Genomic DNA, 15,951 nt, shown 5'->3' with positions numbered 1-15,951 from the left:
TCCTCTCCTGGAGACGAGACGCATATGACGTGGCGGTTGTCGGAGACAGAAGGACGGCTGCGAGGGTGCGCGCTGGCGCTGGCCCTGGGGGCGGTGGGGCTCTCACTGCCCGCCCAGGCGCAGGGGAGCACGCCCCTGCCGGGTGCCTACGCGGGATGGTACGAGGCGAAGAACCGCGACGAGGACGCGGAGCCTCGCGAGTTCATCCTCATCAACTATTTCTTCACGCGAGCCACGGCCACCAACGAGATCGCGGACCCGTCCGGCCTGAAGGGCGTGACGCTGGGACCCATCGGCATGCCGGCGGGCAGCGCGGTGCGTGTGGAGCGGGGAGGCCCGGCCTTCTACATCGAGCAGCGCTGGATTCCGGTCATCGAGTACAGCCCCCTGTTCGTGGACGGGCTGGCCAGCTTCCGGGCCCAGCTCGAGGTGGACTACCTCTGGGGGCGCTCGGCCAATGCCTCGCAGCAGAACGAGGGCGGCGGCTTCAACGCCGACCAGGTCAACATCCAGACCAAGAACGTCAACGTCGCCCTCTACCCGACGAAGAACCCCAATGAGCTGGCCATCGTGGTGGGCACGCAGCCGGTCTACGACGCCTACTTCGACCCGACGCGCACGCCGCTCAACGACATCATTCGCACGGGCTACAAGCTGGCGTTCCTGGGCAGTGACGCCACGGGCCTCTCCGTCTTCAGCAACGCCAAGGGCCATGCGCGGTTGAGCCTGTTGCCGCTGGGCAGTGCACAGGCGGACAAGGCGCTGCGGGATGACCCGCGGCTGAAGTACGCCGTGCTGGGCATGGCCGACTACGCGTACCCGGTGGCGCCGGGGACGAACGTGGGCCTGTCGGCCTGGTACCTGCGCGACGAGACCAAGGGCGAGGCCTATGCCTTCGAGGGTCTGCTCCGGAGCGGTCCGTCCTCCACGGGCCTGCCGTCCTTCGTGGGGACCTCGCGCTTCAACATCGAGCGGCCCAGCGGCTGGGTGGGATGGCTGGGCATCAACTTCCACCACAACATCGACTTCCGCACGGGTCCCTTCGGAGCCTCGGGCTTCGCCATGTACAACGGGGGCCGCTACACCAGCACCAACCCGGACACCACGTTCAACCGCGAGGTGGAGATCAGCGGCCTGTCGGCCAACCTGGAGCTGCTCTACAACTTCGGGCGCACGTCGAACGACCTGGTGACGCTGGAGGGCATGTTCTCCACGGGCGACAAGAACCTGGACGACGGCCTCTACACGAGCGCCTTCACGCTCAACCAGTACGGCCTGCCGGGGGCGGTGTGGTTCAACCACAAGATGTTGCTGCTGTTCCCCTTCTCCAGCACGGCGAACAACTACACGGGCGCGGTGACGGACCTCTCCAACCAGGGCTTCGGCCTGAAGACGGTCCTCGCCACCGGGGCGTATGACCTCATCCCGAACAAGCTCAACCTCCGGCTGGGCGCGGGCTACGCCGAGAGCACCGTCACACCTCCGGAGAACACGCCGGGCGTGGGGCGCGGCCGCGTGATTGGCACGGAGATCAACGCCGAGCTCCGCTACACCATCCGCTACCTGATGACGGTGGGCCTGCACGGCGGTTACATGTTCCGAGGCAACTTCTACAACGGCAATCCGCGCGTCACGACGAACCCGTGGGCCGGCTTCACCACCTTCACCTGGTACGCGTTCTGACCATGAAGACCTCGAATGCGCTGGGCCTGCTCCTGCTCGCGGGCCTCTCCACCGGGTGCGCCACCTCGTACTCCTCGCGCCCGCCGCTGTCCTTCCAGGACTTCGACTACTCCTCACCCGAGGGCAAACCCTGGCCTCTCCAGCGGTTCGCGCTGTCCAACACCGCCGCCGCCCTTGGCATGACACGGGTGCCGGAGATCGCCTACGTCGAGCTCAACCCCGAGGGCCAGCGGACCATCATCTTCATCCACGGGCTGGGCTCGTACCTGAAGTTCTGGCGCTACCAGCTCGACACCTTCGCCGCGCAGGGCTACCGCGTCATCGCCGTGGACCTGCCGGGCTATGGCAAGTCCGACAAGCCCGCCTCGTTCCCGTACACCATGGAGGCCATGGCCGACGCGGTGCACGAGCTGGCGAGCAAGGTGTGCATCGACAAGCCCATCCTGGTGGGCCACTCCATGGGCGGGCAGACGGCGCTCTCGTATGCCATCCGCTACCCGGATGACCTGTCGGCGCTGGTGCTCACGTCGCCCGCGGGCTTCGAGAAGTTCAGCCGCAAGGAGCAGGCCTGGTTCAAGCGCTCCTTCAGCACGCAGCTCATCAAGAGCGCGCCCGAGTACGGCATCTGGGGCAGCGTGCGCCAGTCCAACTTCGAGCGCTGGCGCCCCGAGCTCGAGTGGCTCATCGAGGAGCGCGTGCGCGTGGCGAAGAGCCCCGAGTTCGACTCCTACGCCTACGCCAACGTGCGCACGGTGGACGGGCTCGCCCATGACGACTTCGTGCGCGACAGCCTGGGCAACATCACCGTGAACACGCTCATCGTCTACGGCGAGGACGACCGCCTCATCCCCAACCCCTTCCTGCACGGGGGCGAGGCGCGCGACGTCATGATGTACGGGCACGAGCACATCCGGCGCTCGCAACTGGTGGGGCTGGAGGGCTGCGGCCACACCGTCCAGATGGATTGCCCCCAGGAGTACAACGAGCAGGTGCTCGCGTTCCTGAAGGGGCTGGAGTCCGGAGGCTCCGGGAAGTAGGGAGCCTCCCCGCGAAGGGACAGGCGGCGGTCTCCTCACCGCTGCCTGTCCCTGGCGGGTTGTGTCAGTCGCGCGAGGCGAAGTGGGCGGTCATCTTGGCCCAGACGGCCGGGGTGACACCCACCTCCAGGTGGCCGTAGGGCACGCCCTCCTGCTTGGCGTCCGCGGTCTTCTTGGTGGACGTCCAGCCCTGGGTGAGCTGGTTCACCGCCGCGATGCTCGCGTTGAACAGCACGCCGTCACCGTTCACCGAGCAGCTGGTGCAGGTCATGCCGTCCGTCTCGTAGCGCGCGTCCGTGCTCGCCCCGTACGTGGTGCCGTACAGCACGTAGAGCGAGGGCAGCCGCGAGTCCAGGCCGCGCTCGGACAGCCGGGTGATGAACTTGCCGCCCATCTCCTTGGCCGCCGCCATGCCCAGGCTCTGGATGATGCGGTACTTGCCGTAGCCCAGCGCGTCGTAACCCTCGGCGTTCTGGTTCATGTAGTACGCGTGGTAGGCGTAGCAGGGGCTGCCCACCGGGTCGAACGCGGTCGCCTTGCACTGGGTATGCGTGTTGCTCAGGTAGCCCGCCGCGATGGCCGGGTTGTACGGGTTGTAGACGAGCTTCTGGTCCACCCACGGGAAGAAGCGCGCCTCGTCCTGGTCCACGTTGTCCCACTCGGAGGCGCTGCGGTCCGGGATGGGGTAGAGGCCGCGCAGGTCATCCGACGTCTGCAGCTGGCCCACGTAGGCGTTCACGTACTTGCCCGTGTCGTCCACGCTGCCGAACATGCTCATGTTGTACTCGTCGAAGTTGAACGAGGTCGACGAGACACCCTGGTTCACGTTGAGCGTCTTGAGCGTGCCGCCGGTGACGGGCTTGCCCGTGGAGTCCAGGCTGGTGATGTTGGAGACGTAGATGCGGCGGAAGTAGTCCGGCCAGGTACCGCCGGAGCCCTCGCACACGCTCTCCGCGTAGGGGTTGTTGTACCAGGGCACGTCCGGGCCCCAGTTCACGCACTGGAAGGCGGAGAAGTACGTCCACGGCATGGGGCCGCGACCCACCGGCGCGTTGTTCGACGTGCTGGCGATGGTCAGCGTGTGGATGGGGTGGCGGAAGTTCAGGTCGATGCCCCGGTGCGGACCGCTCAGCGCCACATACGTGCGCACCGAGTCGTCATACGCCGGCACCGCCTTGGCCTGCTCCGCCGCCATGCGCTCGAAGAAGCGCGTGGTGCTGAAGCCCGTCCACGTGGGCGCGTTGCTCAGCCACGCGTCCACCGACAGCACGCCCTTGCTCCACCCCACCACGTCCACGCGCGCCACGCCCGGGTGCAGCGCCTTGACGCGCTTGACCGCGTTGGACACGTTGATGGCCTGGCTGAAGTTGTCCCCGTGGAAGGAGCCGAAGGTGACCGCGTACACGCAGCGGTTCTTGCTCTCCAGGTCCTGCACGAAGCCCGTCACCTGCGAGGCGCCGCCGTACGCGCTGCCCGTCCCGTCATTGCCGTTGGGGAAGAGCCACACGTTGCCGTCCTGCATGGCGCCGTGCACCAGCAGCGTGGGCGTCAGGTTCACGTTGCACGTGCGCGCCGCCGTCTTCGGGCCCTTGTGCAGCAGCACGAAGCGCGCCGCGGGGCGCGTGGGACCCGGCACCGGACAGGTGCTCCCCGCCGTCGTGGCACAGCTGTTGTTGTAATAGAGGTTGAACGTGTTCACGAGCTGCTGGTTGAGCGAGCCGAAGTACGTGCGCACCGGATAGCTCGAGGACTGGTAGGTGTCCTGGTCGCGCAGCTTCTCCGTGCGCTTGTTGTAGTACTCGGTGCGGTAGAGCTGCTGGCCCTCGAGCAGCTCGATCTGCCCCCACGACCAGCTGGGCGGCGTGTACGCCCCGACGACCCGGTAGGTATTCGCCGGCGCGGCGTTCGTATCGAAATACGGGGCCAGGTCCGTGGGCAGCGCGGCTCCGGCCAGGGGGGCGGCGAGCAGGGTCGCGGCCGAGAGCGACAACTTCAACGACGTCTTCATACAACCTCCATCAACACATGAGGTGAGTTACGACGTGGGGGGAGAGGGAAGGAGGCGCGCCAGCGGGGCCGGCGCGCCGGAGCACCCGCTCAGCGGGCGTGCTCGAGGAGGAACGGGAAGGCGAGCCGCTCGAACTCCTGGGGCTTTTCGATATGGGGGCTGTGGCCGGTGTCCGTGAGCACCTCCTCGCGGAAGTGGCCACCGTTGGCGGCGTAGCGCTCGAACAGCCGGCGCGTCTGGGTGATCATCGGCTGCGGCGGGTACTTGTCGTCGCCGGGCCAGCCGGGGATGGCGCCCAGCTTGCCCAGGTAGCCGAAGTCGAAGAGCGAGGTGTCGGAGACGATGACGTCATCCGCGCCGCGGATCCACAGCACGTCCGGCTTGATGGACAGCGAGGCGAACGCGCCGAGGTTGAAGTACTTGGGCGCGAAGGCGTTGTTCATCCCCGTGGTGCCCGGGGCCACGCCGGGCCAGTTGGGGCTCTTCTCGAAGTTGCCCGGGTAGTGCGCATCCGAGATGCGCGTGGACAGCACCGAGTCCAGCAGCGCCTCCTCGCGGGGGGACTTGAAGGGCGGCTTCACGTAGCAGCCGTTCATCACGTTGCGCGGAGACGTCTGGCTCTCCGTCGAGCGGTCCTTCTTCGCCAGGCGCTGCACGAAGTCGGGGTTGGCGGTGCCGCCGCCCGAGCCCGCGAAGTCGGACCAGCAGGGCGTGCCGTCCGCGTCGCGCGTGCCGCCGAAGCCGTACGGAGACACGGGCGCCTCCAGCACCAGGCCGGCCACGCGCGAGGGGTGGTCGATGGCCAGCTGCATCACCACGCCCGCGCCCGCCGAGTGGGCCACGAAGAGCGCCTTCTGGATGTTCAGCGCGTCCAGCAGCGAGGCCACGTCGTCGCTGAAGTCACGCATGCCGCGCGTGGCGTCGATGGGCTGGGGCTCCGTCTCGCCGTAGCCGCGCAGGTCCGGCGCGATGCCGCGCAGCCCCTTGGGAAGTCGCTCGAGCAGCGACTCGAAGAAGGCCGAGGACGAGCAGTTGCCGTGCACGAACACCACGGGAAATCCCTCCGCGCCCGTCCCTCGCGTGTGCACGGTGAGCCGCTTCGTCTGGATGTTGCGCTGCTCCACGACTCGGGCCTGTTCGCTCATTTGCGCCGCTCCTTCGGGGTTGGGCACGTGCGTTGCGCTCGCGCTGTCGGCCTCTCCCGGCGGAGAGGTGACGACTGATTCATTTTTCAGGTTTGATAGCCCATGCCTTTCGCGCCGGTCAAACACGCGGATTCGTGACGCATTGCGTGAGCGTGCGTGTTCACACGGGAGACTCGTACTTGCGTCGGAGTCGGGCGGTTCACGGAAAGCCGACTTCAGCCCTCCCCAGAAAATTCCCCCCTGCTTAGGTTGGGTAACGCATGAGGTCAGGACACGCCGGGATGACTCTCCGCGTCATGCCCGTCCTGGCCATGTGTCTCTCCGCGGTGGGGGCGGTGGAAGCGGCGCAGCCGGAGGCGAAGAAGCCGAGGCTCCGGGCCGTGACGGTGTCGGGTGGAACCGAGGAGGTACGCGTGGCCGCCAGGACGGCGACGCGACTCCGTTTCGACACCGCGCTCGACGCGGTGCGCACCCGCCTGGAGGACGACGGGCATGGACACTTCGAGCCCCTGCTGGTGGGCAATGGCTTCCTCGTCGTCACTCCCCGTGAGGCGCTTCCCCACGGCGAGCGGGTGCCCTTGAAGGTCGTCCTCTCGGATGGGACCGAGGTGCCCTTCGTCCTCGCTCCCAGCTCCTCCGAGGTGGATGTTCAGGTGCGTGTCTCCAGGTCCGTGCGGACCCCGTCTCCGGCTCCGGACGCACGCGAGGTGGCGTCACTGGTGTCCGAGGTGTGGGCCGAGCAGCTCGCGCGGACGCGGGCGGGGTTCGAGGGGGAGCGGCGGCTGTTCCATGCCGGAGGACTGTCCGGCTTCGTGGTGAGGGTGCACAACCCGGACCCGCTGCGGCGCTGGGAGCCCGGCGATGTGCGGGTGCGGCATGCGGAGGGAGGGGAGGAGGTGGAGGTGCTGGCCCTCCGCATGGGGCCCGTGTCGCTCCCGCCCGGAGGGTGGGGGTGGCTCGTCGTCGTCACCCGGGCCCTGCCGAGCGATGGGGCGGCCCGATTCGAGTTGCAGCCGCGCGCAGCCGAGGGCGTCGCGCTCTGAGGGGTGTCGTTCCGCAGTGGTGAGCCCGAAGGAGGACGTCATGAAAATGAACAAGAAGTCCCACGTGCGTCGTTGGCTGCTGGCCATTGCTGTCGCCGCCTCTATCGGGGGCGGAGTCGCCTATGCTACCGGCAGGGAGTGCTGGAACTGCCTTCCCTGCGGCTGCGCGGAGGACGGTGGCTACCTCATGTGCTGCTCGACCTACGCTTGCTGACGGACCCGGTACGGATGTGAAGTCTGGTACGGAAACCGCGTCACTCCTCCCTCGACAATGAGGGAGGAGGGCCCCCGGGGGCCTGGCGCACCGTGAATGCAATGGCCGTCACGGAGGGGATGACATGAGAGGCGCAGGACATGTGGGGTGAGCCGACACGCTCGAGGCGGGTCGCGTTCAAGGTGACCCTGGTCGGTGTGGCGGTATTCGTCTGCTGGCAGCTCGCCACTGCTTCACCCGCTCCGTTTCTCCAGGGGCTCTTCCCTCCATCCCCCGAGGACCCCCGCGAACGTCCCCGGTATCGCGCCCTCCCCGGTGGCGCCTCCGTCGTCGATGCCAGCTTCGCCGCCTCCTCCGCCTCGCGCATCGTCGCCGCCGTCCCCTGGGCCCACTCCCGGCCGGTATTACGGAGCGAGCCTGCTCCCGAGCCCGAGCCCCAGGCCTCCTCCGACCCTCCTCCCGTCTCGATTCTCCCTTCGGTCTCCGAGGAGCGCGCACGTGATGGGCTCCCAGCCGCCGCGATGCGCTGTCGGCGCACGGCGGAAGGGCTCGACTGTGGCAGCTGCCGTGTCGACGGGGACTGTCCGGCCGGTCAGGGCTGTGTCGCCAACCGCGAGACGCGCCGCTTCGAATGCCTGGCCTCCGAGTGCGAGGAGGACTCGCACTGTTTCCCCGGCTCGGTGTGCCGCCCCGTGACCACGGGCGCCACTGGGGCCGTCATCCGCCGCTGTACTCCCGAGGGCCAGCGCCGCGAGGGTGAGCCGTGTGACTCTCTTCCCGTCTCGCCCGCCAGCTCCTGTCGCGAGGGGCTGCGCTGTGTGAACCAGGTGTGCTCCGCTCCCTGTTCACTCGATGGCTCCGTACAGTGTGCCTCGGGCTTCGTTTGTACCGACAGTCTCAACGGCCCGGGGTGCGCGCCGGACTGTCAGAGCCTCGGCTGTCCCCAGGGGCAGCGCTGCACCCGTATTCCGGAGGGTCGGTATCAATGTCTCGTGGACTCCCAGGGGGATTGTCGCGAGAACCCGTGCGCCGAGGGCGAGCGCTGCAATATGCGCATGTCCCGCGGCCACGCTGTCTTCTGGTGCGCTCGCGTCTGCAACCCGCTCCGCTCCGACAGCTGCCCCTCGGACAATGTCTGCGGCGTGGGCAGTCCCACCGTCAGCACCTGCTTTCGCAAGTGCGACCCCGGTGACTTGAATTCCTGTGGCCCTGGCTGGGTTTGCTCCACCGTCACCGAGGATATGTCTGTGTTCGGGTGCAGCCCGGATATGCAACGGTAGGGTTCAACCCGGGGCCCTGGTACCCTCACCCCGTCCCTCTCCCGAAGGGAGAGGGGTTGTTGTTGTTGGCGATCAGGGGACCACGACCCTTCTCAGGTGCGCTCCCAGTCTCGTCGCCAGCTCGTAGTTGATCGTCTGCGCCCAGTCCGCCAGGTTCTCCACGTGCAGGTGCTCGTCGCTGTCCTTGCCGATGAGCGTCGCCGTCAGGGGCCGCTCGTCGTGCGTGGCCCTCGTCACGTCCACGATGATGTGGTTCATCATCACGCGCCCCAACACCGGGCACCGTCGGCCGTTCACCAGCACGTGCGCCTTCCCCGACAGCAACCGTGGATAGCCGTCGAAGTAGCCCACCGGTAGCACCGCCACCCTCGTGGCCTCCGGGCACCGGTACGTGCAGCCGTAACCCACGTAGCTCCCCGCCGGCAGCCACTTCACCACCTGGCTCGGGCAACGCCACGACAACACCGGCCTCAGCTCCGGCACCCGCCCCAGCACCAGCCTCGCCGACAGCCTCGTCTCCGTCGAGGGCCACAGGCCATACAGCGAGATGCCCACCCGCTGCGCGTCGTACCTCGCCCTCGGCAGCACCAGCGTCGCCGCGCTCGCCGCCATGTGCCGCTGCAACGGCTCCTGCACCGGCAGGCTCGCGCGCAACGCCATCAGCCCTCCCTCGAAGACATCCACCTGCGTCTCCGCGTAGGTCTGCTCCGTCACGTCCTCCGTGTTGGCGAAGTGGCTCAGCGCCCCCACCACCCTCAGCACGTCCGAAGCCTCTCGCAGGAAGTCCAGCTCGCCTCCGGCGATCTGTCCCGGTGTGAAGCCCTCGCGCCCCAGCCCCGTGTCCACGTGCACGTGCGCCCGCAGCGGGTGCTCCAGCTTCGCGCGGCGCAGCTCCGCCACGATGTTCTCCCACGAGCCGTCCGCCACCACCACCTCCACCCCCGCCCGCGCCAGCGCCACCGCCTCCTCCGCGTCCATGGCGCCAATCACCAACACCTGCTTGCGCGGCAGGCCCCGCGCCTGCTCGAGGGCCCGCACCGTCAGCGCGTCCCCAGGGGTGATGAAATAGAGGACGTCCACCAGCGGGTGCACCAGCGGCAGCATCTGCGTCAGGCCGTGTCCGTACGCGTTGCCCTTCAGCACTGCGCCCAGCGCCCTCGGCCCTCCCGCGTCCGCGGACAGCTTGCGCAACGTGGTCACGTTCGCGGCGAGTGCTCCCGCCGACAGCTCCAACCACGACGCCACCTTCCCCGATGCTCCCGCAGTCACTTCGTGCATCTGACGCCTGTCCGTCCTCGCGCCACCGGCGCGTTCTCGTTCGCCTCTCGCGTTCTGCGTCAAAGTCCGCCGCTTTGCACGTGCCTTCCGAGCTTCCAGGCATGGGAGCGCATGATGCTCCGCGCGGAAGGGGCTCGCTCGGTTCACCTCCTCACGCTTCGCTCCGGCGTCCCATCTTCTCCGCGTACGCGGCCCCTCGCCGCATGGGAGACACCCTCATGAGCCTCTGGCAGAAGCTCTCCTCTCGTTTTCGCGGGCACTCCGAGGACGAGGCCCAACGCCCCGGTCCCGAGTCCCCCGGCATGACCTACGCCGACCTCGAGCGCGACAAGGAGCTCAAGGAACGGCAGCTCTCCGGTGTGTTCGCTCCTCCTTTTGGCAAGGATGCTTCCTCCATCGAGGAGGACGAGTAGGGGCCCTCGGGGTGGCGCACGGTGACGGGTACCCTCACCCCGACCCTCTCCCGGTGGGAGAGGGAGGTGGAGGGGGAGCGGGCTTACTTGTGATAGGTCGCTGGCTCGTTACTCGACCCGCTCCTCGCCCACCATGCGCCACCTGCCCGCCCTTTTCGTCGCGATCCTCTGTGTCGTGCCTCCCATGGCGTCCGCACAGGCCTCGGCTCCCACGGCTCCCTCCACCTCGTTCCTGCTGCGTCCCGCGCGCGTCTTCGACGGCGTCTCCGACAAGCCCCAGGAGGGCTGGGTCGTGCTCGTTCGCGGTGACCGCATCGCCGCCGTCGGCCCCGCCGCCCAGGTGACCGCTCCCTCGGGAACCGAGCGCATCGACCTGCCCGGCACCACCCTCCTTCCCGGTCTCATCGAGGGGCACTCGCACCTGCTCCTGCACCCCTACAACGAGACGTCCTGGAATGATCAGGTGCTCCGAGAGTCGCTCGCGCTCCGCGTCGCCCGCGCCACCCGTCATGCCAACGACACCCTGCTCGCGGGTTTCACCACCGTGCGCGACCTCGGTACCGAGGGCGCCGCCGACGCCGACGTGGGTCTCAAGCAGGCCATCCAGCAGGGCATCATCCCCGGGCCTCGCGTGCTCGCCACCACCCGCGCCATCGTCGCCACCGGCTCCTACGCACCCAAGGGCTATGCCCCCGAGTGGCACGTCCCCCAGGGCGCCGAGGAGGCCGATGGCTCCGATGCCCTCATCCGCGCCGTCCGCGGGCAGATGGGCCGGGGCGCTGATTGGATCAAGGTCTATGGCGACTACCGCTGGGGCCCCAGGGGCGAGGCGCTCCCCACCTTCTCTCTCGAGGAGCTGAAGCTCGTCGTCCAGACCGCTCGCGACGGTGGCCGCCCCGTCGTCGTCCACTCCAGCACCGCCGAGGGCATGCGTCGCGCCGTGCTCGCCGGGGTCGAGACCATCGAGCACGGGGATGGGGGCACCCCGGAGGTCTTCAAGCTCATGGCCCAGTACGGCGTCTTCTTCTGCCCCACGCTCGCCGCCGGTGACGCCATCCAGCAGTACGGCGGTTGGAAGAAGGGCTCCGACCCCGAGCCTGCCTCCATCCAGCAGAAGCGCGCCAGCTTCCGCGCCGCCCTCGACTCGGGGGTGCAGATCTGCAACGGCAGTGACGTGGGGGTCTTCGCCCACGGGGACAACGCCCGCGAGTTGGAGTTGATGGTCGCCTACGGCATGCCCCCCGCGCGGGCCCTCAAGGCCGCCACCTCCGTCAACGCTCGCATGCTCCACATGGAGGACCGCATCGGCCAGGTGAAGCAGGGCCTCCTCGCCGACCTCGTCGCCGTCCAGGGAGATCCCACCCAGGACATCTCCTCGCTCCGGCGGGTACGTTTCGTCATGAAGAACGGCACCGTGTACCGGCGGTAGGACATGCTCGCGCCCAGCCCTCGCGTCCAGGTCGTGCGTCAGGACTCGCCGAACGGCGGTTGGATGCTGGCGCTCGGCCAGCCCGACCCGCGCCTGTCGGGCTATGTGCGCGACTACTGCGGCTATTTCGAGAAGACCCCTCATCCTCTGCGCCGCCGCGAGCTCTCCGCGCCCCAGGTCGTGCTCATCATCGACTTCGGGCCGCCCCTGCATCTGCTCGATTCGCGTGACGGCTCGCTGGTGGCGCGGCACACCGCTGGCTTCGTCGCCGGCCTGCACGACACGTACTCCCTCACCGAGACCCCAGGCACCATGTCCGGCCTGCAGGTGAACTTCACGCCGCTCGGCGGGCGTCTGTTCTTCGGGCTCCCCATGGACGAGCTGGCCCACCGGGTGGTGGGACTCGAGGACGTCATGGGCTCCGACGGCCCCCTGCTCCGGGAGCAGCTGCTCGGACTCCCCGGCTGGGAGGCTCGCTTCGACCTGCTCGATCGGCTCATCGCCACCCGCATCCAGGCGGCGCGCTCGGTGCCGGAGTGGGTCGACTGGGCCGTGCGCCGGCTCGTCGAGACCGGCGGCCGCGTGGAGGCGGGCACGCTCGCCGAGGAGCTCGGTTACAGCCACAAGCACGTCATCGCCCGCTTCCGCGAGCACGTGGGCGTGCCGCCCAAGCTGTTCTCCCGCATCTGCCGCTTCGACGGAGTCATCCGCCAGCTGAAGGCCGGTGCCAGGCCGGACTGGGGCTCGCTCGCGCTCTCGCTCGGCTACTACGACCAGGCCCACTTCATTCGCGAGTTCCGCCAGTTCACCGGCTCCAGCCCCGGGGAGTTCCTGCGTCAGCGGATGGCGGACCCCTCGGGAATGAGCGGGGTCTGAGCCGTCCCCGGGCCGAGGTCAAATCCGTCCAATACGGTCGCGCTGCCCGGGTTTAGTTTCCTCTCGATACCTCAGGAGACCGCCATGACCTCGTCCAGTCCCGAGACCGCCCCAACCTTCTACCCCTGCCTGCGCTACAAGGACGCGCCCGCCGCCCTGAAGTGGCTGGCCCAGGCCTTTGGCTTCGAGTCGCACATGGTGGTGCCCGGCCCGAACGACACCATCGCCCACGCCGAGCTGCGCTTCGGCAACGGCATCCTCATGCTGGGCAGCCTCAAGCAAGACGTGTTCGGCGGCTCGGGCCCCATGGCCCCCTACGTCCACGTGCGCGACCCGGACGCCCACTGTGCCCGGGCGCGGGCCGCTGGCGCGGTCATCGTCATGGAGCCCCATGACACCGACTACGGCAGCCGCGAGTACGCCGCGCGTGACCCCGAGGGCCACGTCTGGAGCTTCGGCACCTACCGCCCCGCTCCGTGAAGACGACGACGGGCGGCCCCTGTCCGGAGCCGCCCGTGGTCCTCTTCAGCCCGGCGCGAGCGCCACCTGGATTACGGGTAGAGGATGCCGGCGCCCTGCTTGTCCAGGCTCGTCAGCGTCAGGTTCCACGTGTTGGTGCCGTTGCACTGCGGGTAGTGCATCACCGAGCTGCTGTCGTACGGCGTCAGCGCACGCCACTGCGCGTCCTCGTAGCACGCGCCCGCCTCGGGGCGGGTGTGCTCGTGGCGGAAACCGAGCGTGTGGCCCAGCTCGTGCCGCAGAATCCCGTCCAGGCCCGGCGCGCTCGGCTGGAAGGCCGAGTTGTCGATGAGCACGTTGCGGCTGTTGCGGCTCGAGTTCGGGAAGAACGCGCGCGCCAGGTACTGGCCTCCCACGTTCACCGGGTTCACGTCGAACACCACGTTGCCGTTACGGCTGGTGCAGTTGCTGTCCTGCGCCGACACGTGGACGAAGTTCACCTTGGCCGCGCCCTCCCAGGCGCCCGTCGCGGTGTTCATGGAGCTCACCACCTTGCTGTAGTTGCTCCCGAACTTCGTGCTCACGCAGTAGGTGATGTTGAGCGCCTGGCTCGCCGTCCATTTGATGTCCTTGCCGCCCGTGCTGTACACGGCCAGGGCACCCCCGAGCTGGCCCACGTCCCCGTTGGCCATCTGCTGGTACGCGTCGCGCAGCTCCTGCTCGCTGTCCGCCTTCTGGTCACCCGCGTAGATGAAGGCGCCGCTCTCGGGCTCCTGGAAGACGTTCGCGCGGAACTCCTCCCACGACATCATGGGCTCGGGAGTCGTGGACTCGTCGGAGCCACCACACGCGGTTCCAAGGAGGGTCACACCAGCCAGCAACGCGACGGAACGAGACTTGAGCATCGGAGATCCTTTCGACGGAATGGACCCTCCCAAAGCAGCCGCCGTGCCAGCGCCGATGGCTCAGTGATTCCCGCCTGTTGCGTGACCCCTCGTGAGGCACGGTGGTGCCCCAAGACTCCATGCGTCAATGTCGTTGAATGTCAAAAGTTTTGACACCCCGGCGCTTTTTCCCTTGGAAAATGGGAGCTTGAGAAGTCCGCCGAGGTGTCCTGAGGCGCGACAGCCCCCTGTCCGAAATGAAGGCAGGCGAGGCAGCCCGGGAGTCAGAAGGCCTCTTCGGGCACTTCCATGAGGTCCAGCGTGCCGTGCTCCACCATGCGCGCGGCATGGGCCAGTCCCGGCAGCACCTCGCGGCAGAACCAGCGCGCGCTGGCGACCTTGCCCGAGTAGAAGGCCTTGTCGCCCGGGTTGTCCTTCACGCGCTCCTGGGCCACCGCCGCGTGCCGCACCAGCAGCCAGCCGATGATGAGCTCCGCCAGTGCCATCAGCACCCGGTTGCCCTGCAGGCCCACGTGGTAGACGGACTCGCCCAGCTTCCCCATCAGCGTGCCGAGCATCGTCTCCGTGTCGGAGAGCGCACGGCCCAGCGCCTCGCGCTCGGCCTTCAGCTCCTCGCCGCCCTCGTTCGACTCCACCGTCGCGCGCACCTGCCCGAGCAGCCGCTGCAGCGTGGCCCCGCCATCGCGCGCCACCTTGCGCATCAGCAGGTCGAGCGCCTGGATGTGCGTGGTGCCCTCGTAGAGCGTGTCGATCTTCTGGTCCCGGATGTACTGCTCCATCGGGTAGTCCTTCAGGTACCCCGAGCCGCCCAGGCACTGCAGCGACAGCGCCAGCAGCTCGTAGGCCTTCTCCGAGCAGTAGCCCTTCACCAGGGGCAGCAGCAGGTCGTTGAGCGCGTCGTCCTCGGCGGCCTCCAGCGCCCGGTGCCCGCCCTTGATGGAGACCTGGTCCTGGATGGAGGCGGCGAAGAGGCAGAGGGCCCGCATGCCCTCGGCATGTGCCTTCTGCGCCATGAGCATCCGCCGCACGTCCGGGTGCTGGAGGATGGTGACGCGCGGGGCCTTGGCGTCGCGCGCGTTCATCAGGTCCGCGCCCTGCTTGCGCTCCTTGGTGAACTCCAGCGCGTTGAGGTACGCGGTGGACAGCGTGGCCATGGACTTGATGCCGATGGCCATGCGTGCCTGCTCGATGATGTGGAACATCTGGCGGATGCCGTCGTGCACCTCGCCCAGCAGCAGCCCGCGCGCGGGCCTGCCGTCACCGAAGGTCAGCTCGCACGTCACCGAGCCCTTCAGCCCCATCTTCTCCTCGAGCTTCGTGCACACCACGCCGTTGCGCTCGCCCAGGCTCCCGTCCTCTTCCACCCAGTACTTGGGGACGATGAAGAGCGAGAGGCCCTTGGTCCCGGGGCCCGCGCCCTCGGGCCGCGCCAGCACCATGTGGACGATGTTCTCCGCGATGTCCGCCTCCGCGCTGGTGATGAAGCGCTTCACGCCCTCGAGCTCCCAGGTGCCGTCCGCCGCCTGGCGTGCCTTGGTGCGTCCCGCGCCCACGTCGCTGCCCGCATCCGGCTCGGTGAGCACCATGGTGCCCACCCAGCGCCGGTCCGTCATCGTGGGCAGGAAGCGCTTCTTCTGCGCCTCGGAGCCCAGCTTGTCGATGACGCGCGCCAGGATGCCGCCCAGCATGAAGAAGGCCACGGCGGGGTTGGCGCCCGCCACCAGCTCGAAGGCGGCCCAGCCCAGCGAGGGCGGTGCCCCCATGCCCCCGAGGGGCACCGGCAGCTCCAGCTGGTGCATCCCCGCGTCGTAGTAGGCCGTCAGCGCCTGCTTGAGCCCCGGAGGCATCTTCACCGTGCCCTCCTCCAGCCGGGGCGGGTTGTGCTCGGGCTCGGCGAAGCTCGGTGCCATCTCCTTCAGGCACACCTCGGCGAACGTCTCCAGCGTCTGCCGCGCCGCCGTCTCGTCGAAGTCCCCAAAGGGCGCCTTGCCCAGGGATGTCCGGCCGATGTCCAGGAACTCGAAGAGGTTGAAGTACAGGTCTCGCAGGTTGTGCTTGTAGTGGATGGGCACGGATGACATCTCGGCCTCCGGATGTACGGGGAGTGTGGGTAGGGGAAGCCTACGTTTTTCAGGGGGGGTCGCAACCCGGGCCGTCTTGCTGCGACAATCCCTGAACGAG

Annotated in this window: 13 protein-coding genes; 8 read left to right on the top strand and 5 right to left on the bottom strand. The window is 68.4% G+C overall.

What is annotated here, in order from left to right:
• Positions 1-24: 24 nt before the first annotated feature.
• Together JRI60_RS50490 and JRI60_RS50485 are read left to right on the top strand one after the other, a co-directional pair.
• Positions 25-1,683, top strand: a complete 1,659-nt coding sequence (locus JRI60_RS50490) for a hypothetical protein (RefSeq protein WP_204223300.1) — start codon at positions 25-27, stop codon at positions 1,681-1,683.
• A 2-nt stretch (positions 1,684-1,685) separates the two neighbouring features.
• A complete protein-coding gene (locus JRI60_RS50485) occupies positions 1,686-2,720 on the top strand; it encodes an alpha/beta fold hydrolase (protein ID WP_204223299.1) in 1,035 nt (344 codons plus the stop codon).
• A 64-nt stretch (positions 2,721-2,784) separates the two neighbouring features.
• On the opposite strand, the gene JRI60_RS50480 is transcribed toward JRI60_RS50485, so the two are convergent.
• Together JRI60_RS50480 and JRI60_RS50475 are read right to left on the bottom strand one after the other, a co-directional pair.
• Entirely contained in the window at positions 2,785-4,728 is a 1,944-nt protein-coding gene (locus tag JRI60_RS50480) for an esterase/lipase family protein (RefSeq protein WP_204223298.1), read from the bottom strand.
• Between the two features lie 89 nt (positions 4,729-4,817).
• The gene (locus JRI60_RS50475; protein ID WP_204223297.1) at positions 4,818-5,873 is read right to left on the bottom strand and encodes an alpha/beta fold hydrolase; all 1,056 of its coding nucleotides are present in this window, start codon (positions 5,871-5,873) and stop codon (positions 4,818-4,820) included.
• Positions 5,874-6,154: 281 nt separating this feature from the next.
• Between JRI60_RS50475 and JRI60_RS50470 the strand changes: the two genes are divergently transcribed.
• Positions 6,155-6,916, top strand: a complete 762-nt coding sequence (locus JRI60_RS50470) for a DUF2381 family protein (protein WP_204223296.1) — start codon at positions 6,155-6,157, stop codon at positions 6,914-6,916.
• A 40-nt stretch (positions 6,917-6,956) separates the two neighbouring features.
• Positions 6,957-7,130 carry a hypothetical protein gene (locus tag JRI60_RS50465; protein ID WP_204223295.1) on the top strand — a complete coding sequence of 58 codons (174 nt, stop codon included), beginning with the start codon at positions 6,957-6,959 and terminating at the stop codon, positions 7,128-7,130.
• 1,352 nt (positions 7,131-8,482) lie between these two features.
• On the opposite strand, the gene alr is transcribed toward JRI60_RS50465, so the two are convergent.
• Positions 8,483-9,688, bottom strand: coding sequence for an alanine racemase (alr, locus tag JRI60_RS50460; RefSeq protein WP_204223294.1), 1,206 nt, complete (start codon positions 9,686-9,688; stop codon positions 8,483-8,485).
• 218 nt (positions 9,689-9,906) lie between these two features.
• Between alr and JRI60_RS50455 the strand changes: the two genes are divergently transcribed.
• The 4 genes from JRI60_RS50455 (at position 9,907) to JRI60_RS50440 (ending at position 12,886) form a co-directional block, all read left to right on the top strand.
• The gene (locus JRI60_RS50455) at positions 9,907-10,101 is read left to right on the top strand and encodes a hypothetical protein (protein WP_204223293.1); all 195 of its coding nucleotides are present in this window, start codon (positions 9,907-9,909) and stop codon (positions 10,099-10,101) included.
• Between the two features lie 184 nt (positions 10,102-10,285).
• Positions 10,286-11,530, top strand: coding sequence for an amidohydrolase family protein (locus tag JRI60_RS50450; RefSeq protein WP_239470207.1), 1,245 nt, complete (start codon positions 10,286-10,288; stop codon positions 11,528-11,530).
• Between the two features lie 3 nt (positions 11,531-11,533).
• Positions 11,534-12,406 carry a helix-turn-helix domain-containing protein gene (locus tag JRI60_RS50445; protein WP_204223291.1) on the top strand — a complete coding sequence of 291 codons (873 nt, stop codon included), beginning with the start codon at positions 11,534-11,536 and terminating at the stop codon, positions 12,404-12,406.
• Positions 12,407-12,490: 84 nt separating this feature from the next.
• Positions 12,491-12,886: a VOC family protein gene (locus JRI60_RS50440; RefSeq protein WP_204223290.1), complete on the top strand. Its 396-nt coding sequence runs from the start codon at positions 12,491-12,493 to the stop codon at positions 12,884-12,886.
• Positions 12,887-12,957: 71 nt separating this feature from the next.
• On the opposite strand, the gene JRI60_RS50435 is transcribed toward JRI60_RS50440, so the two are convergent.
• Both JRI60_RS50435 and JRI60_RS50430 read right to left on the bottom strand, forming a co-directional pair.
• Positions 12,958-13,770, bottom strand: coding sequence for a M57 family metalloprotease (locus tag JRI60_RS50435; RefSeq protein ID WP_204223289.1), 813 nt, complete (start codon positions 13,768-13,770; stop codon positions 12,958-12,960).
• 263 nt (positions 13,771-14,033) lie between these two features.
• Positions 14,034-15,851 (bottom strand): acyl-CoA dehydrogenase, encoded by a 1,818-nt coding sequence (locus JRI60_RS50430; protein ID WP_204223288.1) that lies wholly within the window; start codon positions 15,849-15,851, stop codon positions 14,034-14,036.
• Positions 15,852-15,951: the final 100 nt, after the last annotated feature.

Source organism: Archangium violaceum, assembly GCF_016887565.1.
In the GTDB taxonomy this organism is placed as follows: domain Bacteria; phylum Myxococcota; class Myxococcia; order Myxococcales; family Myxococcaceae; genus Archangium; species Archangium violaceum_B.
This window is presented reverse-complemented; position numbering and strand designations above follow the sequence as displayed.

What these genes read in the sequence shown, in the direction of transcription:
- JRI60_RS50490 (WP_204223300.1), top strand. Translation starts at nt 25, where the DNA reads ATGACGTGGCGGTTGTCGGAGACAGAAGGACGGCTGCGAGGGTGCGCG.
- JRI60_RS50485 (WP_204223299.1), top strand. Translation starts at nt 1,686, where the DNA reads ATGAAGACCTCGAATGCGCTGGGCCTGCTCCTGCTCGCGGGCCTCTCC.
- JRI60_RS50480 (WP_204223298.1), bottom strand. Translation starts at nt 4,728, where the DNA reads ATGAAGACGTCGTTGAAGTTGTCGCTCTCGGCCGCGACCCTGCTCGCC.
- JRI60_RS50475 (WP_204223297.1), bottom strand. Translation starts at nt 5,873, where the DNA reads ATGAGCGAACAGGCCCGAGTCGTGGAGCAGCGCAACATCCAGACGAAG.
- JRI60_RS50470 (WP_204223296.1), top strand. Translation starts at nt 6,155, where the DNA reads ATGACTCTCCGCGTCATGCCCGTCCTGGCCATGTGTCTCTCCGCGGTG.
- JRI60_RS50465 (WP_204223295.1), top strand. Translation starts at nt 6,957, where the DNA reads ATGAAAATGAACAAGAAGTCCCACGTGCGTCGTTGGCTGCTGGCCATT.
- alr (WP_204223294.1), bottom strand. Translation starts at nt 9,688, where the DNA reads ATGCACGAAGTGACTGCGGGAGCATCGGGGAAGGTGGCGTCGTGGTTG.
- JRI60_RS50455 (WP_204223293.1), top strand. Translation starts at nt 9,907, where the DNA reads ATGAGCCTCTGGCAGAAGCTCTCCTCTCGTTTTCGCGGGCACTCCGAG.
- JRI60_RS50450 (WP_239470207.1), top strand. Translation starts at nt 10,286, where the DNA reads ATGGCGTCCGCACAGGCCTCGGCTCCCACGGCTCCCTCCACCTCGTTC.
- JRI60_RS50445 (WP_204223291.1), top strand. Translation starts at nt 11,534, where the DNA reads ATGCTCGCGCCCAGCCCTCGCGTCCAGGTCGTGCGTCAGGACTCGCCG.
- JRI60_RS50440 (WP_204223290.1), top strand. Translation starts at nt 12,491, where the DNA reads ATGACCTCGTCCAGTCCCGAGACCGCCCCAACCTTCTACCCCTGCCTG.
- JRI60_RS50435 (WP_204223289.1), bottom strand. Translation starts at nt 13,770, where the DNA reads ATGCTCAAGTCTCGTTCCGTCGCGTTGCTGGCTGGTGTGACCCTCCTT.
- JRI60_RS50430 (WP_204223288.1), bottom strand. Translation starts at nt 15,851, where the DNA reads ATGTCATCCGTGCCCATCCACTACAAGCACAACCTGCGAGACCTGTAC.